The sequence below is a fragment of the Hymenobacter sp. BRD128 genome, from assembly GCF_013256625.1.
Classification (GTDB): Bacteria; Bacteroidota; Bacteroidia; order Cytophagales; family Hymenobacteraceae; genus Hymenobacter.
Map to the genome: position 1 here is coordinate 1,183,270 of NZ_CP053908.1, position 19,793 is coordinate 1,203,062.

Genomic DNA, 19,793 nt, shown 5'->3' on the forward strand with positions numbered 1-19,793 from the left:
TTTGGCAGGCTGAATAAAGGATTATTTTTTGGGTAGTTCCTCATTCGGCCTGTCAAACTCCTCGTTAATATTCACCAGCCGGTAGCGCACGGCAGTTTTCTTGGGCCGGATATCGAGCCCCACGTGGTGCGCGTAGGCCCAGGTAAACGCGGCCCCGAAATAGAAAATCATGGCCGAGTAGAACACGAACAGCAGCACCAGCACCGAACTGGCCGCCGGCCCGTAGATGGGCCCCAGGTCGCGGCCCACCAGCAGCTGGCCCAGCGCCCGCTCGCCCAGCTCGATGAGCACGGCCGTGAGCAGCGCCCCGCGCCGCACGGCCCGCCAGGGCACTTTGGCGGCGCTCAGGGTGCGAAAAACGAAGCCGCACCACGCGGCCAGAATGAGCAGGCTCACCAGCAGATTGAGCACCCAGATAACGTAGAACGCAAACGTGGGGTCAAAATCAGACACGAAATCGGCGAAGAGCGCCAGGGCCGCATCGGCCGAAAAAGCCAGTACCGACAGGCCCGCCGTGGCCAGCAGCACGCCCGCCGAGCGCAGCCGCTCGCGCGCCACCATCGACACCTGGCTTACTTGCCGCCGGGGTCGCACGCGCCACAACTGATTGAGCGAGTGTTGGATAACGGTAAAGAGCGTAGTGGCGATAAACACCAGGAACGCGAAGCCTAGCCAGGTGATGAGCCGGTTGCGGCTGGCGTGGGCCACGTTGTGCACGGTTTGGGCCACGAGGCCGGTGGCGGTGCTGCCAATGACCTCACCGAGCTTGGTGAGCAGCATCACGCGGGCGCCGTGGGCCGAATAAAGCGAGCCCAGCAGCTGCACCAGGATGATAAGAATGGGCGGCAGCGCAAAGGAGGTGAAGAATGCCGTGGCCGCCCCTAGCCGCAGCGGGTCGTTGGCACCGAGCTCGCGGGCGGCGCGCCGCAGCAGCAGCCACAGCTCCAGCCACCACGGAAAGCGGTGCGACGGTGGTGACTGAACGGAAGAAGAATCCTTGGTCATGAGAAACTTAACGCCGGGCCGACAACATTTTGCGCCCGGCGGGGTACAAAGGGCGGCCGCCGGGCAGCCCGGCCTGCTGCCTACCCAGCAGCGGGGTGCGCTACTAACACGAACTCCGCGCGGCTAGTTACGCATGACTATCACTTCCATCTCCGCCACCGGGGTGCGGGCCGTGCCCGAGCCCCCGCCCCGCACCTGGATTCAGCGCCGGCTGGTCGACCCATTTCTGAGCCTGCTCAAGGCGGGCCTGGCGCCCGGCAGCCTGGCCCTCACGGCGGGCCTGGGCGTGGCCTTTGGGCTAGCGCCGACGTTTGGCATTACTACGCTCGTGAGCACGGCCGTGGCCCTGCGCCTGAAACTCAACGTGGCCGCCATGCAGCTGGTGTGCCACGTGCTAAGCCCGGTGCAACTCATTCTGCTACTGCCGTTTCTGCGCTGGGGGGCTACCCTGCTCGGGCAGGGCCGCGAGGTAGCGCACCTGAGCATGGCTCAAATCAGGCACATGGTAAAAATAGACGGCTGGAGCCACGTGCTGCACCTGCTGTGGCGGGCCGAGCTGGGCGCCCTCATGATATGGGCCGTCGCCTCGGTGCCGGTGGTGCTGGGGCTGTACGTGGCCCTGCGCCCCTTGTTCAAGCGGTTTATTACCCGTCACGAAGAAGCCGAAGAAGTGACCGTGGCGGCGTAAAAACCTTGGCATAACCTAGCTTCAACCAAGCAAAAAGCACGTCAGGCTGCCCTCAGCCTGACGTGCTTTTCGTATTCAACACCAGTGCTCAGCTACTGGCTAGGCCGAGTAAATGGGCTGCACCTCGGGCTGCCGGAAGTAGGGATTCACGCCCTGGTCGGAGGTCGGGTCGAGCAGCATCAAATCGACGTGCTGGAACGTGCCGGTGCGGCCTTCGAGGGCGGGGCCGAGCTGCTGCATAAACTCGGGTCGTGGCTGATGGTATCGAAGCCGAGCAGCAGGCGCGGCGGTTGGCTGTCGTCGCCCACCAGCTGCATCTGCGCCACGTAAATCGCCTTGATGTCGGCATTTTCGGCGCCAAACTGGGCTAGCGACCCGGCCAGGCCCTCGGGCAGCTCGGGTGCGCTCAGCGTTACCTGGGCATCGCTGGGCAGGCCGCCACCCTGGGTGAGCTGGCCCGTGAGCAGGGCCTGAATTTCGGCGGCGGGCAGCAGCTTGCCGGCCGGCGAGAAGGGGTTCAGCACGCAGTCCTGGCCCTGGGTCATGGCAAAAAACGCCTGGCCGGGAATGGGCGTCCAGGCGATAGTGCTGGCGTCCATGCCGCCGTCGCTGAGGCGCGCTTCGGAGGTGAAGATGGGCAGGCGCCCATCCTGCAATACCTGCAGCTGAATCTGCTGACCTTCGGTGAGCTGCACCTCGCCGGTGCCCACGTTTTCGTCGGGGGCCAGCACCATCAGAATATGCTCCTGCAGCAGCGCCTGGTAGAAGGCCGGGCGGGCATTCTCATCCACGGGGCTAGCAACAGCAAGTGCTCCAGCACGTTCTGGGGCTCGAATGGGAACTCGGGTACCGGCGGTGGGGCTAGCGGGCCCTGGCCCTGCGGCATGGGGGGCATGGGCGGAATCTGGGGCGTGGGCTCGGCCGGGGCCACGTACTTGGAGCCCTGGTAGCGGGGGCCGCTCTTGGGAGCCGGGGCAGCCGCGTCGCCGGCCGGGGGGGCGCCGGGCGCCGGGGTGGGAGGGGTGGCCGGGGCCGACTCAGGTTTGTTTTTTAAAAAGTCGAAGAGACCCATGTCAACAAGAAAAGATTAGCGTTGGAAATCAAAGGTAGCCTAGCGCTCGCCACAGGCGCGCAGCTCGGCCTCGGTGCCGGCAATGGTGCGCCGGCCGGCCGGCCCGGGGTGGTTGCCCCAGTGGCTCTCAATAAAGTTAAGCAGATTGGTAATCTGGGCGGGCGACAGCTGGTGGTGGGTGGTCGTGTCCTGCACGCCCAGCATCAGCTGGTCGTAGCCCACGCCATTTACCGTAATCGGCCCTTTCAGCCCTACCCGCACAATGCAGGCGAGCTGGCCGGGGTGCTGCGCCACGTAGTCGGACCCCGCCAGCGGCGGCACAAGCTGCCCGATGCCCTGGCCCTGCTCGCCGTGGCAGCTGGCGCAGTGCTGCCCGTAGAGGCGCTCGCCCTGGTGCTGCTTATTGGTGAAGCAGCTGGGCAAGGCTAGCAGGCCGAGCAGCGCAAGAACTACCGCTGGCGAAAGGAGGCGCATAGAAAGTTAAGCTAGTAGCAGGCGCTGGTTTTTGCGAGGATAATGAAGTAAGGGCCAGCGTTTTGGTGAACTGTTTTGACTTACCGGGCGGCGGTGGCTTTGCGGGCATTTACTTCGGCCAGCAGCACGGGCAGCTGGCGGATGAGGCGGTTGACGGCGGCGGCATTGAGGCCGTCGTAGGTGCCGCGCACGTAGCCCTGGTCATCGACGAGAGCCAGCGCGCCGCTGTGGGCAATGCCGCCGGGCGCTTTCAGGTCGGTTTCGGCGGCGGCCAGGTAGCTGTTGGCTAGCTTGTAGGCAGCGGGGCGGTCGGGGGTGCGCACAAAGCGCCAGGTGCTAGCGGGCGCATTTACCCCTAGCCGGCGGGCGTAGTCGGCCAGCACGGGCTGGGTGTCGTGCTCGGGGTCGATGGTGAACGACACGAACACCACGTTGGGGTTAGCGGCAAACTGCTTGTAGACGCGCAGCAGCTCGCTCTGCATTTTGGGGCAAATGCCGGGGCAGGTGGCGAAGAAAAAATCGGTCACGTAAACCTTGCCCGCCAAGCTTTTCGTCGAAACTATTTTGCCTTCCTGGTCGGGCAGGCTGAAGGCCAGCACCGGCTTTTTGCCTTCGGCTCCGAGATAGGGCAGGGTGGCCGAAGTTGAGTCTTCCTGGGCATCCATGTGCACGTCGGCAATGCCGGTATCGTCGGTGGCCGGGGTGCTGGGGCCGCAGGCCGCCAGGGCGAGCAGGCCTGCGAGGGGCAGGTATTTTAAAAACATAGCGTATCGGGAGAAGGCAACGAAGTGGCCGGTGCCGGCTCACTTTCTAAACCAAGTAGCCGGGCCGGGCGTTCGCCGCTGGCTAGCCCTGGGGGCGGGTTATTTTGATTTAGGCGCGGCAGGGGCCGTGGCCGCCGGCGTGTGGGTGACGCGCGTTAGCGTAGCCTGGGCCGAGTCGAGCACCGTGCGCAACTGCTGCTCAATGGCGCTGAGCTGCTTTTGCTGGTCTTGCAGGTAAGCCAGGCGCTGCGGAGCAGGAGCCGTGCTGTCGGGCGCCTGGTAGGTGTGCATCCAGGTCATCATGGCGTGGTCGGCGGCCTGCATCTTGGCCATAATAGGCGCCTTGGCTGGCACTTTGGCGGCCGTGAGCTGGGCCTTAACGGCAAACAGCTGCTCGGTCTGGTTCATGGCTAGCTCGTGGTGGGCCAGCAGGCTGTCTTCGAGGGCGCGGGCCTGCGTGGTGGGCGAGGCCGCTTCGGTGGTGGCCGTGGTAGTTGTTTTGTTTCCGCAGCCGGGTAGCGCGCCCAGGCTTAGCAATCCGAACGCCGCACCCAGCGGCAAAAGCAGCAGTTTTTTCATCTGGCAAAGGTACGGTCGGTAAGAAGTGCGCAAGGTGCCGGGAACAATGGGCAGCCAACTTGTTCATTGCGCACTGTTCACCATTTCCTGCTTGTAATGCAAACCCGCCAACTCGGCCGCTCCGGCCTCACCGTTTCGGCCCTCGGCCTCGGCTGCATGGGCATGTCCGATTTCTACGGCCAGCGCGACGACGCCGAAAGCCTACGCACCCTAGCCCGCGCGCTGGAGCTGGGTGTCAATTTCTTCGACACGGCCGACATGTACGGTCCCTACACCAACGAAGAGCTGCTCGGCCGCTTTTTCAGCGAAGACAAAACCCGCCGCCAAAAAGTGGTGCTAGCCACCAAATTCGGCATCGTGCGCGATGTCAATGACCCCACCAAGCGCGGCATCAGCGGCCGGCCCGAGTACGTGCGGCAGGCGGCCGAGGGCAGCCTCAAGCGCCTGGGTACCGACCATATTGACCTCTACTACCAGCACCGCGTGGACCCCAGCGTGCCCATCGAAGAAACCGTGGGCGCCATGAGCCGCCTCGTGGAGGAAGGCAAAGTGCGTTTCCTAGGCTTGAGCGAGGCCGGCGCCGAGACTATCCGCCGCGCCCACGCCACGCACCCCATTTCGGCCCTGCAAACCGAGTACAGCCTCTGGAGCCGCGACGTGGAGGTAGAAATTTTGCCCGCGCTGCGCGAGCTGGGCATCGGCTTGGTGCCGTACTCGCCGCTGGGCCGGGGCTTCCTGACCGGCGAAATCCAGAAGTTTGAAGACTTCGCCCCAGATGATTACCGCCGCCACTCGCCCCGCTTCCAGGGCGAAAACTTCGATAAAAACCTCAAGCTGGTAAGCCACCTGCGCGACCTTGCCCAGAGCAAAGGCGTCACGGCTAGCCAGCTGGCCCTGGCCTGGGTGCTGGCCCAGGGCGACGACCTGGCGCCCATCCCCGGCACCAAGCGCGTGAAATACCTCGAAGAAAACGTGGGCGCCCTGGATGTGCAGCTTAGCGCTGATGAGCTACGCCACCTCGACGAGCTGTTGCCGCTCGGGGCCGCCGCCGGCACCCGCTACCCCGAGGCTATGATGGCGGCCGTGGGCCGTTAAGAGAGATAGTAGCCAAACAAGAACGTCATGCTGAGCTTGTCGAAGCATCTTGCCCGCACCGCTAGGGTCGCTTCCCCAACGATGCGAGCGAGATGCTTCAGCAAGCTCAGCATGACATTCTTTTGTAACTGATTATTTCGACAGGGTCCCCATCTTCGCCCCATGCACTACCCCGTTGAGCTGGCCTGGGGCTCCTTCCGCCTACCCGTGCATCTACTGTGCGAGGTGCTGGCCTATTCGCTAGGGTACCGCTTTTACACTTACCTGCGCGCCCGCACCGCCGACCGTATCAGCGACCAGGGCCGGCAGTGGATATTCGTGGGCGCCGCGGCCGGCGCGCTGCTCGGCTCGCGTCTGCTCGGCCTGCTCGAACACCCTGCCGAGCTGCTGCACCCGCCCGGCGGCTGGCTCTATTATTTCACCAATAAAACTATCGTGGGCGGCTTCCTGGGCGGTTTGGTAGGGGTGGAGCTGCTGAAAAAACGCCTTGGCATCACCAGCAGCAGCGGCGACCTCATGGTGTTTCCGCTGGCGCTGGGGCTAGCCATCGGCCGGCTCGGCTGCCACTTCAGCGGCCTTGAAGATGGCACCTACGGCTCCGCTACGCGCCTGCCCTGGGGCATCGATTTTGGCGATGGCGTCCGGCGCCACCCCACCAACCTCTACGAAATCGGGTTTTTGATGCTGCTGGCTAGCCTGCTCTGGCTGCTGGAGCGCCGTCAGCCACTGCCTAACGGCCGCCGCTTCGAGCTATTTTTGAGCGCGTACCTGCTGTTTCGCTTACTAATAGAATTTTTCAAGCCTACAGTGGCGCTGCCGGGCCTGGGTCTCACGGCGATACAGTGGGCGTGCGTGGCAGGGCTAGGGTATTATGTTTGGCTGTGGGTGCGGCCGGTTACTGTAAAGTACCGCCCGATATAAATGGTTTCAAGCAATACTATTTAGCAGGCAAGTAATAGAGCATGAATACTGCAATTGTAAAGTTGCTGTTGGCAATAGTGTTTTGCTTTAACAGTTTTCAAAGTGAGTGTCAGAAGCAGCCAGCTTTGCTAATCACGGCCGAGTTTACCGGTAGTGGCACTTATCACTGTGCTTATGGTCAAGATGGCGCCTATGTCAAGCTCACGGTTAAAAATGCTACGGCCAGTACCCGTTCTTTCTTCGTCTGGTCGTGTGGTTGGGCTACTTGGTCAATCAATAAGATAGTAATGTCTTTTCCTGTGCGTACTTGCGATAAGACTATACCTGAAGAAATAAAATTAGCGCCAGGTCAAGAGGTTGATTTTTATACGTTCGTAGTTCTAACTGCGAAGAATGACGAAGTTATTTGGACGGATGTAACAAAACAATTTCAAGACAAAAGAAATGAAATTCGCTTCGCCTTTACAGAAGTTACTAAGTTTGAAGATATAGAAAATATTAAGGCGTTGACAAATCAAGAGGTTGGCACAACATATTGGAGCGAGCCAATTGCTATTGATTTACCGGACAATTCTTACCGAATAAGGCCATTACTCACTAAATAATAAACTCTGGCCTACTATGCCCGAACGCCCCTACACCTACTACGACTTCACCCTGAGTTTATGCCCGCAGTGCTTGCGGCGTATTGAGGCTAAAATCGTCTTTGAGGACGGCAACGTGTTCATGCTCAAGCGCTGCCCCGAGCACGGGCGGCAAAAGGTGCGCATCGCCACCGATATTGAGTACTACAAAAGCATTCGCAACTACGTGAAGCCCAGCGAGACGCCGCGCCGCTTCAACATGGCCACGCACTACGGCTGCCCCTACGACTGCGGCCTCTGCACCGACCACGAGCAGCACTCCTGCCTCACCGTGATTGAGGTGACGGACCGCTGCAACCTCACCTGCCCCACCTGCTACGCCGAAAGCAGCCCCACCCACGGCCGCCACCGCACCCTAGCCGAAATAGAGGCGATGGTAGACCTGGTAGTGGCCAACGAAGGCGAGCCCGACGTGGTGCAGATTTCGGGTGGCGAGCCCACGCTGCACCCGCAGTTCTGGGAGATTCTGGATATGTGCAAGCGCAAGCCCATCAAGCACTTGATGGTGAACACTAACGGTGTGCGGCTAGCCAAGGATGAGGCTTTTGTGGCGCGGCTAGCCACCTACGCGGGCGCGTTCGAGGTGTACTTGCAGTTTGACTCCTTCCGCGAAGACGTGCTGCTGGCCATGCGCGGGCGTGACCTGCGCGAGGTGCGCCAGCAGGCCATTGCTCATCTCAACAAGTACAACCTCAGCACCACGCTGGTCGTGACCCTGCAAAAGGGCCTCAACGACGACGAGATGGGCGACATCATCGACTACGCGCTGAAGCAGCGCTGCGTGCGCGGCGTCACGTTTCAGCCCACCCAGGCCGCCGGCCGGCTCGATAATTTCAACCCCGAAACCGACTCGTTTTCGCTCACCGAGGTGCGCCAGGGCATCATCGACCAGAGCCCGGTTTTCACGGCCGCCGACCTGCTGCCCGTGCCCTGCAACCCCGATGCCTTAGCGATGGCCTACGCCCTGAAGCTCGACGGCGAGGTGTTCCCGCTCACGCGCTACGTCGAGCCCGCCGACCTGCTCCAGAGCGGCGGCAACACCATCGTGTATGAGCGCGACCCGCGCCTGCGCCAGCACCTGCTTAAATTATTCAGCACCGCCAATACCGTAGATACGGTGGTGCCCGAAATCAACCAATTATTATGCTGCCTGCCGCAGGTGTCGGCACCCAATCTGGGCTACGATAATTTATTCCGGATAATTATTCTGCAATTCATGGACGCCTGGAATTTCGACGTGCGCGCCGTGAAGAAGTCCTGCGTGCACATCGTGAGCAAGGATTTGAAAATCATTCCGTTCGAAACGATGAATATTTTTTACCGCGACCAGGAGAAGCTGGCGCGGCTAGAGGAGTTGCGAGGCGAGCGCATCGAAATTATTTAGCTAATCCAAAGCTAATGGATAAGCCCACACAGCGCATAATTCGCAATAATTTATTAATTATATTGGCAATAGCTTTGCTGCAAGGTTTGCTGGCAATATATCTTACAGAATCGGCTATTTTCTGGTTTGCCTTGCTTTACCTGGGACAGGTTGTGACAAACCTTGTGTTAGGATTAAGGCATTGGGGTAATGCTACTAGCAAAACTGGTCCCGCGCCTTATTTTCTGAGCATGTTGCTGGTGCTCATCATCGGGTTTGGCTCGTGTGCAGGCATCTTTGAGTTATTAGATATCAATGGTGGCCCCCCCGCTAATTAAGATGTGTACACTGTCACAAAAAGAACGTCATGCTGAGCTTGCCGAAGCATCTCTACCGAATCGTTAGAATGACCTAATAACGAAGCAGTAGAGATGCTTCGGCAAGCTCAGCATGACGTTCTTTTTAGTTTTTATCGAATATAAGTAATTTACAGACAAATAGTTAACTTAGTGCCGACTGGCACACCGGGCAGATGTACGTAGCCCGGCCGCCCACGTAAAATTTCTCGATTTTTACTTTCGTATGGCGTGGGCAAAACAGGTGTGCATCGGTGCCCGGCGTGGCCGAGTCGTCCCACTCGCGGGCGTGGATGAGAAACGACTTCGGGAAATGCCGGTAATTGGCCTCGTGCCTGATGGCCGTGGTCAGCACCAGCTGAATGGCGGCGTGCAGGGCCGTGGCTTCCTTTTTGGTGATGGAATTGCCCAGCCGCTCGGGGTGAATTTTGGCCTGAAACAGCACCTCGTCCACTATCCAGTTGCCGAGGCCGGCGGTGAGGCTCTGGTTGAGCAGCAGGGGCTTGACGAACACCTTGCGGCGGCTGAGTTTCTGGTGCAGCTCGGCGGCCGTTATTTGCAAGGCGTCGGGACCGAGCTTCTTGGCTTTCTGGTAGGCTTCGGCGCTGTCGGCCAGGCGGATGCGGCCGAACTTGCGCGGGTCGATAAAGGCTAAATTCAAGCCAGTATCGCTGAGTTGCCAAGCTACTCGGGTGAAGCGTGGGGCATCGGGCGCGTCGCGGTAGGCGCCGATGTCGCCAGTCATGCCAAAGTGTAGCACTAACAGGCGGCCGTTATCTAACTCTAAAAAGCAGTTTTTGCCTAGCCGATTGGTACCGGTAATGGTGCGGCCTAGCAGGGCGGCGCGCAGCTCATCTTCGGGCACGGCTAGCACGTGTTTATCAAATACTTCGAGGCCGGTAATGGTCTGGCCCACGGCCACTTCATCGATAAAGCGGCGGTAGGTTTCGACTTCGGGTAATTCGGGCATTGCGGGAGAAAATTAAAAATCAGGCATAAAAACGGCAGGCCAGTGTGCGCTAGCCTGCCGTTTTCAACAAATGCAAGTGTGTCTTACGAAGGGTCGCGCAGCTTGGCCACGCGCTGGCCTTCCTTGTTGTAGACATCGCCGCGGGGCGTAACGTAGAGCGGGCGCTGCTGGCCGTCTTCAAGGATAAACGGGAAGGCGGCGTTGCCGGTGCGGCGCAGGTGGCCCACTACTTCAGCCTCGCGCACGGCGCCAGTCTCGTCGGTGCTGCTTTCATCGGCCAGGCGCACCACATTCAGGGCGCTGGTGAGGTAGAAGGGTACGTCGGGGTTGTCGCGAAAGGTAAGCTGGCCCACTACGCGCACGGGCTCATTGCTGGCGCCCCGCGCCAAGGCCTCGGCCGCGCTACTGGCATCATCGTCGCTAGCCATCCCGTAGCGCGTGGGAGCGCTGGATTGCCGCACCGGGCGCGGCGCCAGGGCCACCGGCTGGGCCGAAGGCTGCGCGCTGCCCGCCTTGGTGCTGGCCGTAATCTGGGCCGTGGCGCGGCTCCAGCCCCGGCTGATGGCCGCCAGGCGCGGGGCCCGGCCGGGGTGCGTGGCCGAGCCTTCCTCGGGCGACACGGCGGCCATGGCGGCCTGCGCCTGGGCCAGGCTAGCCCCTAGCCGACGCAGTACGAAGCCCGAAAACTCGTCGGCTTCCAACTCATCCTGCGGCTGCGAGCCGCCGGCGCGCAGGGTGTGGCCATTGAGGTGGTGGCCCATTTCGTGGGCCAGGATGCTGATGCCGGCCCAGTCGGTGTGGCCGGCGCGGTTCACGGCCGCCAGAAATCTGGGATTGTAGAGCAGGTAACGCCGCCCGCCGTAGACCACGGCGGCCGCATTATCGACCTGCGTGGTGGCGCGCAGTTCGAAGCGCGGCTGCAAGCCCACGGCGTCGGTAATCTCACGGATAATGCCCTCGGCCTGGCTGGCCGGCATATCGGTGGCGCGCGGGGCCTGGGCGCTGGCGGGGGCCGCGGCGGCGCCCAGCAGCAGGGCCGGTAATCCCAGCACAACGGCTAGCCGGCGAAAAGAACGGGAAAGCATAGTCATGGTGAAAAACAGGGAGGTAGCAGCGGGGTAAGGCAATTTCGGCGCCAAAAAACGGAACTAGCGGCGAGCGCCGGGCTGCTTATTGTGCTACCAATACAACGTTAGGAAGCACCTTTTTCGTTTAATTAAGAATGCGGCTGGTACTGGCCGGTTTTTTTCATCCTTCTCCTATGGCATCAGCCACCTCCGCTACTACGCCCGCCGTGCGCGTGCAGCCCGCCACTCTACTGCGCTTGGCCGACATCGACCCCGCCACTAATGCGCCTTTCGACCACAAAAAGAAAGCTGAAAAACGCCTCGAAGAGCTGCGCGCCCAGCTCAGCGACTACCAGGAAAAGCTTTATGCCGAGCACCGCCAGAGCGTGCTGCTCGTGTTTCAGGCCATGGACACGGGTGGGAAGGACGGCACCATCCGCAACCTGCTCACGGGCGTAAATCCGGCCGGGGTCGAGGTTTCGGCCTTTAAGCAGCCTAGCGCGGAGGAGCTGAACCACGATTTTTTGTGGCGCATTCACCAGCACACGCCGGGGCGGGGGCACATTGGGGTGTTCAACCGCTCGCACTACGAAGATGTGCTCGTGACGCGCGTGCACGGCCTCATCGAGCCCTTTGCCTGGCAGCAGCGCTACCAGGATATTGTCAATTTTGAGCAGCTGCTCACGCGCAATGGCACGCGGGTACTCAAGTTTTTCCTGCACATCTCGAAGCAGGAGCAGGCCACCCGCCTGCAAGCCCGCCTCGACAACGCCAAAAAGCGCTGGAAATACGAGCCCGGCGACCTCAAGGAGCGCCAGCTCTGGGATGCCTACCAGGTGGCCTACCAGGAGGCGCTAGCCGCCACTTCCACGGCCGAATGCCCGTGGTACGTCATCCCGGCCAATGATAAGCGCGCCCGTGACCAGGCCGTAGCCGAAATCGTGGTAGCTGCCCTGGCCGAAATGAACCCGCAGCCGCCCGCCGCCACCTTCGATGTAGCTGCCCAAGTAATAGAATAGGGGCCTAGCCAGTTAAAAAAGAAGCCCGTTTTGCGCAAGCAAAACGGGCTTTTTCAGGTAAGAGAAAGCAAGTACTAATTCATCCAGAGCGTGGCCACCGGTTCGAAGCGGTGGGCCGCAAAAGCGCCGTAAGGGCGCTCGGCATAGAAGCCCAGTACGTGCACGTGGGCCTGGCCGGTGCGCACATGGGGCAGCACCCGCACGGGGTACACGCGGCCAGCCTGGGGCCAATCGCCGATGTAGCCGGCGGGGCGGGCAGTATCGTCGATGCAGCGGGCAAACTGCTGCACGGGCAGGGGAGTCGGGAGCTGGGTGTTACGCATAGCCAAAGATACGAAAAATAAGCGAGAAGCTAAAAATATTGGCAAGAAAAAATGTGCGTAAAATCGCTCGATGGAATAAGCTAAAAAGGTGAAAACAATGCAAGTTAGCAAGCAATGCGGGCATTGTCAAGCCTGCTAATGCTGCTGGCTAACAATTGTTCGTGCAGCGGCCTATGTACGGAAAAGCCGGGCCACCCGGATTGGGGGTGGCCCGGCTGGCAGAGGCTAGCCGCCTATGGTTCTAGAGTTTGTTGAGGTCGATGGCCTGGTAGGCGATGAGCAGGTCGGTGCGGGTGCCCGGCGGGCGGTAATACACGAGCAGGTCGTACTGGTTTTCGGTTTCCTGGTGGGTGCCCTCGAAGTAAACTTCGTCGGGCGCGGCGCCGGCCCGCTTGGGCGCCACGGCGTAGTCGTAGTTGTAGTAGCCCTGCTTGAGCAGCGCGTGGCCGGTGTAGCGCTGCTGGGTCGAGTCGTAGGTGAGCCGAAACTCGTCGCGCAGCTGCCAGTCGCTGAGCGCGCCAAACACGTAGACCGGGCCGGGCGCCGGCTGCGCGGCTTTCAGGTTAAACGTGACCAGGGCATAGTCGCCGTTATAGGCCCCGTTGCCAAACTCGCGGTTCTCGAACACGCGCTGGCCGTTGGCGTCCACGTACTGGTTGTAGGCCAGCCCGTTGCGGGTGGTTTCTTCGAGCAGCTCGACTTGCGTGGGGTTGCTCTGGCGCAATAGCCTAGCCACGCCCAGGCCATTGGCCTGGAGCGAGCGCGCGTCGAAATAGCGGTATTCGCTCAGGCCCGGAAAGGCGTTTTCGTAGTTGATGTACTGGTATTCGAGCCGGCGCTCGGCGTCGCGCACGAAAGTGGGCGTAAGGTTGTAGTGGGCATTGTCCCAGCGGAAGTTCTGGCGCAGCACCACTTTCACTTCGGCGGCCGGGTTCACCAGTTCCACGGCGCTGTAATTAATGACAAAATTGAGCTGCTGGTAGGCGTAGCGCGCCTCGACGCCACCCGCCAGCACGCCCTGCTGAATAACGGCCGCCACCTGGTTTTCATACACCAGCACGCGGCGCGACAGCATGGGCACGCCGGCCTGGTTTTGCACTACCAGCAGGTAATTGCCGCTGAGCTTGACGCGCGGCACCTGCAAGGTGTAGTGATAATACGGCACCTTGGTATTGACCGAGGTTACGTAATTGGTGAGCGTAAACTCGTTTATCTCGCTCAAAAACTGCATATCCGTCAGCTGCGAGGGCGCCCAGTTCAGGTCGCAGTGAATGAGCTTGGCCGTGAGGCGCGGCGCCCGCTCGGTCAGCACGTCAAACTCCAGGGTCACGGGCTGCTCCTGGGTGATGGGCACGATGGGCGGATTGAAAATCGCATTAACCTGGCCCGTAGGCACGTAGCACTGCACCGAGTGCACGCTAGGGTCGTAGATGTAGTCCTGGTAGCGCAGGGTGCGGTCGGCGTAGTACTCGGCCGGCTTCTGCTGGCTCACGGGCGCGTTGGGATTGGTAATGGGGGTACCGAGCGGCACGCAGCCGGCGGCCAGCAGCAGGGCAGGGTAGGAGAGAAGGCGAAAGCGCATGAGGCGAAAGTACGGGCTAGCCGCGTGGGTGGTAGCCGGGCGCCTGGCCACTACCGGCAGGCCGGCTCACCCCAAACCTTCATTTGGCCAATTGGTTGTGCTGAAAAAATATTTGCCTTAATACAATTATTATGAAAGCAGTAGCCGCCACTGAGCCGCAGGGCCGGGTGTGGGAGCAGGTCAGCGAAGGGGTGAGCCGCACCCTGCTGCGGGCCGAGCCCGGCGAAAAGCGGGTGCTCATCACTATAGAGGCGGGCTGCACCTACCCCAGCCACGCCCACCGCACGCCCGATGAAGTATTCGTGGTAGCTGGGGTATATACCGACCCCGGCGTAGAAAATGGCCGCGAATTTCCGGCGGGCTCCTACCTGTATTACCCGCCCGGCACCGAGCACCGGGCCAGCAGCCCGAGCGGCTGCACCATTCTGGTGTGGAACTCGGGCAAATAGGCTAGCCGGTGCCATTAAGCAGGTAGGCCCGGGTTTAAAATTGTTTAGGAATTCGGGGTAAGTAAAAGCAACGTGCTCCGGGGTGCGTTGTCGTTGCGGGCAACTGTTTTATTCGGCAGGTTTACCCCGGCTGGGCGCGGGGCGCGTTATTACCTATTATTCCCATGCATAAAAATCTTCTTTGCCTCAGTTTAGTTGCGGCGCTCTCAGGTAGCCCGTGCTTTGCCCAGTTAGCTGCGCTGCCCGATAAAACGCCCGCACAGGTGCAGGCGGCCTACACGGTCACAAAAGACGTAGCCTACGGCACTGATAAAGAACAAGCCCTGGATATCTATCTCTCGCCGACGGCTAAAAGCCTGAAAAAAGAGAACTACACCATCGTTTTTTTGCACGGGGGGGGCTACTACGTCAGCGACAAGTCACGGGAGGAGCGCTACATTCAGCCATACTTGAAAAAGGGGTTGAATGTGGTCAATATGAACTACCGCATTAAAAGAGGCGTGCCGATTGCCACCGAAGACTTGACGTATGCGCTGAATTTTCTGCGCGCTAATAATTCCACGTATCACTTAAATCTGGACCGGGTAATCGTAACGGGTTTTTCGGCCGGCGCGCACATTGCCAGCCTGGTAGCGGTGACCGCCAACGACCCGGCTTATTCTCCCAAGCTAGCCAGCGGAATTAAAATTGCCGGCGTAATTAATTTCTCAGGACCAGTCGATGGCCTGGACGTGGTGGAGAAGGTATTTACCAGCAACGACGTGCCGGTAATGCATGCCATCGGCGTCGCGCTTTTCCCGGAAACCACGGAGTATGCGCCCAAAGAATACATCCGTAAATTCGAGCCGATTACTTATTTCGATAAAAACGACCCGCCATTTTTTATCTGGCAAGGTGGTAAGGATGACCAGGTTCCGCCCGTAACCTTCGAGAAATTCGTGGCCCTACTCCAGCAGGAGCCGCAGAAAAACGAAGTGCTGTTTGTGCCGGAAGGGCAGCACAGCCCAAATGCTAATGAGCTAGCGGATGCTTACCAGGCGATTTTTAATTTTCTGGATAAAAAAATTAAATAAAAATCCGTAGGCGAGGCGCAATTAAAAGCCCCGTTAGAAATTATGAGTTTCTAACGGGGCTTTTGCGCAGCTGGCTTTTCTACATTTCTGCCAGCATTTCCCAGCGGTCGGTGAGGCGGGCTAGCTCCTTTTTTACCTGCTCAAATTTGAGGGTGGTATCCTTAAGCTGGGCGGCATTCTGGTAGATTTTGGGGTCGGCCAATTGCTTTTCGTACACGGCTAGCTCCTTTTCCGTTTTATCAATATTGGCTTCGACCTCGGCAATTTCGCGCAGCGCCTTCTTCTGGTCGGGCGAGGGCGTTTTGGTGGGGGTTGGGTCGGGTTTAGGCTCCGGCTTGGGCGCCGCTTTGGCGGCCGGGGCGGCGTTGCCATTTTGCTTGGCAGCCTTGGCGCGCTCGTCCTGCCACTGCTCGTACTCGTGGTAGGTACCGGGGTATTCTTTGAGCTGATAATCCTCGATGTACCAGATTTTAGTGGCCACGTGCTCCACGAAATAGCGGTCGTGGCTAATCACGATGAACGTGCCCTCGTACTGCTCCAAAGCTTGGATAAGGATATTCACCGACTGCATATCCAGGTGGTTGGTCGGTTCGTCGAGCAGCAGGAAGTTGGCTTCTGAAATTAGGGTTTTGGCCAGCGCCACGCGGCTTTTCTCGCCGCCGCTCAGCACCTTAATTTTCTTGTACACGTCGTCGCCCGTGAACAGGAACGAGCCTAGCACGCCGCGCAATTCCATCTCGTTGCGCTTCGAGCCGGCCTCGTTCATCTCCTGAATAATCTCGTTATCGATGGTCAGGCTTTCGAGCTGGTGCTGCGCGTAGAAGGCCATAATCACGTTGTGGCCCAGCTGGTGCCGGCCGGCGGTGGGCGTTTCGGCGCCGGCCACCAAGCGCATCAGCGTCGATTTGCCCTTGCCGTTGGCGCCGATGAGCGCGATTTTATCGCCCCGCTCGATGTGCACGTGCGTGTCGCGGAAGATGAGCTTGTCGCCGTAGCTTTTGCCCACGTGCTCCATGCGCAGGATGTGGCGGCCGGGCTGCTGCGAGAACGTAAACTTGAAGTTCACCTTGGCCGCGTCGGGCGCTACGGCCTCGATGCGCTCCAGCTTATCCAACGCCTTCACGCGGCTTTGGGCCTGCTTGGCCTTGCTGGCGCTAGCCTTAAAGCGCTCGATAAAGCGCTCGGCCTGCTTGATGGCCGCCTGCTGGTTGTCGTAGGCACCCTGCTGAATCTCGGTGCGCAACACCTTCTCTTCCTGATAGAACGAGTAGTTGCCGGCGTAGGGGTGCAGCTTGCCGCCGCTCACTTCCACGGTGGTGTTGGTGGTGCCATCCAGGAATTCGCGGTCGTGGCTCACGATAATCACTGCGCCTTCGTAGCCAGCCAGGTAGTTCTCAATCCACTTAATGGAGGGCAGGTCCAGGTGGTTGGTGGGCTCGTCGAGCAGCAGCAGCGAGGGCTGTTGCAGCAGGATTTTGGCTAGCATTACGCGCATGCGCCAGCCGCCCGAGAAGGTTTTGAGCGGCTTCTGCAAGTCTTCGGTCGAGAAACCCAAGCCTTCGAGAATCTCCTCGGCCTTCGACTGCATGGTATAGCCGCCCAGCGCCTCGAAGCGCTCTTGCAGGTTGGCTAGCTTATCGACGAGGTCGTCGGTGTAATCGGTCTCGAACTTGAGCAGGATATCGTCGATTTTCTTTTGCAATTCCAGCGCCTCAGCGAAGGCCTGCATGGCCACCGTGAGGATGGACTCGTGCGAGTCGTAGCTCAGCAAGTCCTGATTTAAAAAGCCCAGGCTCACTTCTTTACTCATCGAGATAGAACCGCCGTCGGGCTTGTACTCGCCCACTAGCAGGCGCAGCAAGGTCGATTTGCCGGTGCCGTTGAGGCCCACCAGGCCGATTTTATCTTTGGGCTTGATGTGCAGGCTGGCCCCGTCGTAGAGCGTGCGCGAGCCGAAATGAAAGTCGAGGTCAGAAATGGAAATCATGGCGGGGCCGGCAGCGGCCGCTAAAAGCGAAGTAAGATGTAGGGCGTGGGGAAGGGCGCAAATCAGCCACCGGCCCGCGCACTAGCGGCAGGGCAAAGGTACGGCCCAAGCGGGTGCCGGGAGCACTACCTAACAGCCGAAGACCGGCCGGGTGTTCGCGCGCGGCCCGAAAAATGCGCGCTACCCGGCCCCGGCGCGTTGCGGCGGCCGGCCCCACCTTTGCACCATGCCGCACGCTACCAGCTCCGAAACCCTCCTGCTCATCGACGACGAAAGCCACCTGCGCGGCATCACGGCGCGGCTGCTGGAGCTGGAAGGCTACGCCGTGCTCCAGGCTCCCGACGCCTACCGGGGCCTGGCGCTGCTCCGGGACTACGCCGATGATATAGTGCTAATACTATGCGATGTGAAGCTGCCCGACGCCCACGGCGTGGAGCTGCTGCCGCGCTTCCGCCAGCAGGCGCCCCTGGCCGAGGTGGTGCTGCTCACGGCCTACGGCACCGTGCCCGACAGCGTGCGCGCCATGAAGGCCGGCGCCTTCGACTACCTCACCAAGGGCGACTCGGACGACCAGCTGGTGGTGGTGGTGGCCCGCGCCGTGGCCAAGGCCCGCCTCCAGCGCCGGGTGGCCGAGCTGGAAAAGCAGGTGGGCCAGCGCCACACGTTTGAGACGATAATCGGCCACGCGCCGGCCCTGGAAGCGGCCAAGCACCTGGCCCGGCAGGTGGCGCCCACCGAGGCCACGGTGCTGCTCGAAGGCCCCACCGGCGCGGGCAAGGAGCTGTTTGCCCAGGCCATTCACCGGGCCAGCGGGCGCGCCACCAAGCCGTTCGTGGCCGTCAACTGCTCGGCCTTCGCCAAGGATTTGCTTGAATCCGAATTGTTTGGCTACAAGAAAGGGGCCTTCACCGGGGCAGTAGCCGATAAGAAGGGCCTGATTGAGGAAGCCAGCGGCGGCACGTTGTTTCTGGACGAAATCGGCGAGTTGGAGCTGAGCCTGCAAGCCAAGCTGCTGCGCGTGCTCGAAAGCCAGGAGTACATCAAGGTGGGCGACACGCGGCCCACCCGTGCCAACGTGCGCCTCATCGCGGCCACCAACCGCAACCTGCGCCAGGAAGCCGCCGAGGGGCACTTTCGGGCCGATTTGTACTACCGCCTGTCCGTATTCGTGGTGCCGGTGCCGTCGCTGGCGGCCCGCCGCACCGACGTGCCGATGCTGGCGGCGTTCTACCTCAGCCATTTTGCCGCCCGGCTGCGCCGCCCGCCGCTGGCCCTCAGCGCCGAGGCGCTGGCCGCCCTGCACGCCTACCCCTGGCCCGGCAACGTGCGCGAGCTGCGCAACGTGCTGGAGCGCGCCGCCATCCTCACGCCGCCCGGCCAGGCGGTGGAGGTGGCCGGCCTGCCCCTCGAAGTGCAGCTGGCCGCCGCGCCCGGCCCCGCCAGCCTGGCCACCGAGGACGAGCGCAGCCTGCGCAACGCCGAGCGGCAGCACATCCGGCGCATCTTACTGGAAGTCAACGGCAACAAGGCCGAGGCGGCGCGGGTGCTGGGCATCGCGCACACCACCTTATACCGCAAGATTCAGGAGTACGGGCTGTAGACCCTAGCGGCGCGTGGCGGGCATTGGCAAATCGCCGTTGAGCTCGCCGTGGGCGGCCCAGCGGTCGTAGGCCGCCACCGAGAGGTGCTCGGCCATGAAGGGGCGCATGGCGTAGCCCCGGCATTCGAGGCAGTAGCGCAGAAAATCGGGCTCCGACTGGCTAGTGGTGAAGCCGCGGGCCAGCACGTCGGCCTGGCGGGCGGCGGGCAAGGTGCCCAGCCAGTCGTAGAAGTCGGTGGCCGTGAGGGGAAAGTCGCTGGTTTGAGCGTAATATGCCTGGGCGGCGTGGGTTATTTCGGTGCACAAATCGGACATAAGACAAACGCCCCGGCTAGGGTAGGGGCCGCGCGCACCCCTGCCAACGCGAGGCCAATCGCCTTAAAACCCGCCGGACAGCCCGCCAGCGGCCTTTGGTGGCCGGCGCCACCCTAGCACTTTGCACAAGGCCCTAGCAAAACGCTAGGCCCGGCTGGGCCGCCGGCATAAGCATTGCCAAAGCTAAGCGCCTGTTCAAAAAGATTTTGGGGAAGATGCGACGCCGGCCTAAGCGCCTTGGTACCGGGCTTGCTGCCGCCGGGGCTAGCCAGCTGCTGGCCGCTACTTAATCCCTACGCCTACGACTCCCCGCGAAACGGCCGACCTGCTCACGGCCGAATTTCCGGAGCTGGCCGCCAACCTGCATTCGCCTATCGCGCTGCACGCGGGCTGCTGCCCGCCGCCCGCCACTAGGCTGCCCTAGCCGGCCCCGCGCCGGGCTAGCGT

23 protein-coding genes are annotated in these 19,793 nt (G+C 61.1%); 10 read left to right on the forward strand and 13 right to left on the reverse strand.

Features of this window, described 5'->3' with window-relative positions:
• Positions 1 to 21 precede the first annotated feature (21 nt).
• On the reverse strand, positions 22 to 1,005 hold the full coding sequence (locus tag GKZ68_RS05350) for a YihY/virulence factor BrkB family protein (protein ID WP_173111611.1): 984 nt from the start codon (positions 1,003 to 1,005) through the stop codon (positions 22 to 24).
• 133 nt (positions 1,006 to 1,138) lie between these two features.
• On the opposite strand from GKZ68_RS05350, the gene GKZ68_RS05355 reads away from it, so the two are divergent.
• Positions 1,139 to 1,693, forward strand: coding sequence for a DUF2062 domain-containing protein (locus tag GKZ68_RS05355; protein WP_173111614.1), 555 nt, complete (start codon positions 1,139 to 1,141; stop codon positions 1,691 to 1,693).
• Between the two features lie 99 nt (positions 1,694 to 1,792).
• Here GKZ68_RS05355 and GKZ68_RS05360 read toward each other — a convergent pair whose 3' ends face one another.
• The 6 genes from GKZ68_RS05360 to GKZ68_RS05385 all read right to left on the reverse strand — a co-directional run bounded on the left by GKZ68_RS05360 (position 1,793) and on the right by GKZ68_RS05385 (position 4,582).
• Entirely contained in the window at positions 1,793 to 1,933 is a 141-nt protein-coding gene (locus tag GKZ68_RS05360) for a hypothetical protein (protein WP_173111617.1), read from the reverse strand.
• Positions 1,873 to 2,484 carry an SseB family protein gene (locus GKZ68_RS05365; protein WP_173111620.1) on the reverse strand — a complete coding sequence of 204 codons (612 nt, stop codon included), beginning with the start codon at positions 2,482 to 2,484 and terminating at the stop codon, positions 1,873 to 1,875. Before GKZ68_RS05365 ends, GKZ68_RS05360 begins: the two co-directional genes overlap by 61 nt.
• Positions 2,427 to 2,765 (reverse strand): hypothetical protein, encoded by a 339-nt coding sequence (locus tag GKZ68_RS05370; RefSeq protein ID WP_173111623.1) that lies wholly within the window; start codon positions 2,763 to 2,765, stop codon positions 2,427 to 2,429. Before GKZ68_RS05370 ends, GKZ68_RS05365 begins: the two co-directional genes overlap by 58 nt.
• Positions 2,766 to 2,804: 39 nt before the next feature.
• Positions 2,805 to 3,239: a cytochrome c gene (locus GKZ68_RS05375; protein ID WP_173111626.1), complete on the reverse strand. Its 435-nt coding sequence runs from the start codon at positions 3,237 to 3,239 to the stop codon at positions 2,805 to 2,807.
• Positions 3,240 to 3,319: 80 nt separating this feature from the next.
• A complete protein-coding gene (locus tag GKZ68_RS05380) occupies positions 3,320 to 4,003 on the reverse strand; it encodes an SCO family protein (protein ID WP_173111629.1) in 684 nt (227 codons plus the stop codon).
• Positions 4,004 to 4,102: 99 nt separating this feature from the next.
• The gene (locus tag GKZ68_RS05385; protein ID WP_173111632.1) at positions 4,103 to 4,582 is read right to left on the reverse strand and encodes a hypothetical protein; all 480 of its coding nucleotides are present in this window, start codon (positions 4,580 to 4,582) and stop codon (positions 4,103 to 4,105) included.
• A gap of 96 nt (positions 4,583 to 4,678) precedes the next feature.
• Between GKZ68_RS05385 and GKZ68_RS05390 the strand changes: the two genes are divergently transcribed.
• The 5 genes from GKZ68_RS05390 to GKZ68_RS05410 all read left to right on the forward strand — a co-directional run bounded on the left by GKZ68_RS05390 (position 4,679) and on the right by GKZ68_RS05410 (position 8,943).
• Positions 4,679 to 5,677, forward strand: a complete 999-nt coding sequence (locus tag GKZ68_RS05390; RefSeq protein WP_173111635.1) for an aldo/keto reductase — start codon at positions 4,679 to 4,681, stop codon at positions 5,675 to 5,677.
• A 162-nt stretch (positions 5,678 to 5,839) separates the two neighbouring features.
• Positions 5,840 to 6,598, forward strand: coding sequence for a prolipoprotein diacylglyceryl transferase (locus GKZ68_RS05395; RefSeq protein ID WP_173111638.1), 759 nt, complete (start codon positions 5,840 to 5,842; stop codon positions 6,596 to 6,598).
• Positions 6,599 to 6,639: 41 nt separating this feature from the next.
• Positions 6,640 to 7,203: a hypothetical protein gene (locus tag GKZ68_RS05400; protein ID WP_173111641.1), complete on the forward strand. Its 564-nt coding sequence runs from the start codon at positions 6,640 to 6,642 to the stop codon at positions 7,201 to 7,203.
• 16 nt (positions 7,204 to 7,219) lie between these two features.
• Entirely contained in the window at positions 7,220 to 8,626 is a 1,407-nt protein-coding gene (locus tag GKZ68_RS05405) for a radical SAM protein (protein WP_173111644.1), read from the forward strand.
• Between the two features lie 14 nt (positions 8,627 to 8,640).
• Positions 8,641 to 8,943, forward strand: coding sequence for a hypothetical protein (locus GKZ68_RS05410; RefSeq protein WP_173111647.1), 303 nt, complete (start codon positions 8,641 to 8,643; stop codon positions 8,941 to 8,943).
• Between the two features lie 163 nt (positions 8,944 to 9,106).
• Here GKZ68_RS05410 and mutM read toward each other — a convergent pair whose 3' ends face one another.
• The gene (gene mutM / locus GKZ68_RS05415; RefSeq protein ID WP_173111649.1) at positions 9,107 to 9,931 is read right to left on the reverse strand and encodes a DNA-formamidopyrimidine glycosylase; all 825 of its coding nucleotides are present in this window, start codon (positions 9,929 to 9,931) and stop codon (positions 9,107 to 9,109) included.
• An 83-nt stretch (positions 9,932 to 10,014) separates the two neighbouring features.
• Positions 10,015 to 11,016: a membrane-binding protein gene (locus tag GKZ68_RS05420; RefSeq protein WP_173111652.1), complete on the reverse strand. Its 1,002-nt coding sequence runs from the start codon at positions 11,014 to 11,016 to the stop codon at positions 10,015 to 10,017.
• A 176-nt stretch (positions 11,017 to 11,192) separates the two neighbouring features.
• Between GKZ68_RS05420 and GKZ68_RS05425 the strand changes: the two genes are divergently transcribed.
• Complete coding sequence (locus tag GKZ68_RS05425; RefSeq protein WP_217275314.1) at positions 11,193 to 12,017, forward strand: polyphosphate kinase 2 family protein; 825 nt, start codon at positions 11,193 to 11,195, stop codon at positions 12,015 to 12,017.
• 74 nt (positions 12,018 to 12,091) lie between these two features.
• On the opposite strand, the gene GKZ68_RS05430 is transcribed toward GKZ68_RS05425, so the two are convergent.
• Both GKZ68_RS05430 and GKZ68_RS05435 read right to left on the reverse strand, forming a co-directional pair.
• A complete protein-coding gene (locus GKZ68_RS05430; RefSeq protein ID WP_173111658.1) occupies positions 12,092 to 12,340 on the reverse strand; it encodes a hypothetical protein in 249 nt (82 codons plus the stop codon).
• 241 nt (positions 12,341 to 12,581) lie between these two features.
• The gene (locus GKZ68_RS05435; protein ID WP_173111661.1) at positions 12,582 to 13,922 is read right to left on the reverse strand and encodes a DUF5103 domain-containing protein; all 1,341 of its coding nucleotides are present in this window, start codon (positions 13,920 to 13,922) and stop codon (positions 12,582 to 12,584) included.
• Positions 13,923 to 14,053: 131 nt separating this feature from the next.
• On the opposite strand from GKZ68_RS05435, the gene GKZ68_RS05440 reads away from it, so the two are divergent.
• Positions 14,054 to 14,371 (forward strand): cupin domain-containing protein, encoded by a 318-nt coding sequence (locus GKZ68_RS05440; protein ID WP_173111664.1) that lies wholly within the window; start codon positions 14,054 to 14,056, stop codon positions 14,369 to 14,371.
• Positions 14,372 to 14,535: 164 nt separating this feature from the next.
• Positions 14,536 to 15,444, forward strand: coding sequence for an alpha/beta hydrolase (locus GKZ68_RS05445; RefSeq protein ID WP_173111666.1), 909 nt, complete (start codon positions 14,536 to 14,538; stop codon positions 15,442 to 15,444).
• A 79-nt stretch (positions 15,445 to 15,523) separates the two neighbouring features.
• Here the strand turns inward: GKZ68_RS05445 and GKZ68_RS05450 are convergent, their stop codons facing one another.
• A complete protein-coding gene (locus GKZ68_RS05450) occupies positions 15,524 to 17,431 on the reverse strand; it encodes an ABC-F family ATP-binding cassette domain-containing protein (RefSeq protein ID WP_173111669.1) in 1,908 nt (635 codons plus the stop codon).
• A gap of 226 nt (positions 17,432 to 17,657) precedes the next feature.
• Between GKZ68_RS05450 and GKZ68_RS05455 the strand changes: the two genes are divergently transcribed.
• Positions 17,658 to 19,031: a sigma-54 dependent transcriptional regulator gene (locus GKZ68_RS05455; protein WP_173111672.1), complete on the forward strand. Its 1,374-nt coding sequence runs from the start codon at positions 17,658 to 17,660 to the stop codon at positions 19,029 to 19,031.
• Between the two features lie 3 nt (positions 19,032 to 19,034).
• On the opposite strand, the gene GKZ68_RS05460 is transcribed toward GKZ68_RS05455, so the two are convergent.
• On the reverse strand, positions 19,035 to 19,346 hold the full coding sequence (locus GKZ68_RS05460) for a hypothetical protein (protein WP_173111675.1): 312 nt from the start codon (positions 19,344 to 19,346) through the stop codon (positions 19,035 to 19,037).
• Positions 19,347 to 19,793 lie beyond the last annotated feature (447 nt).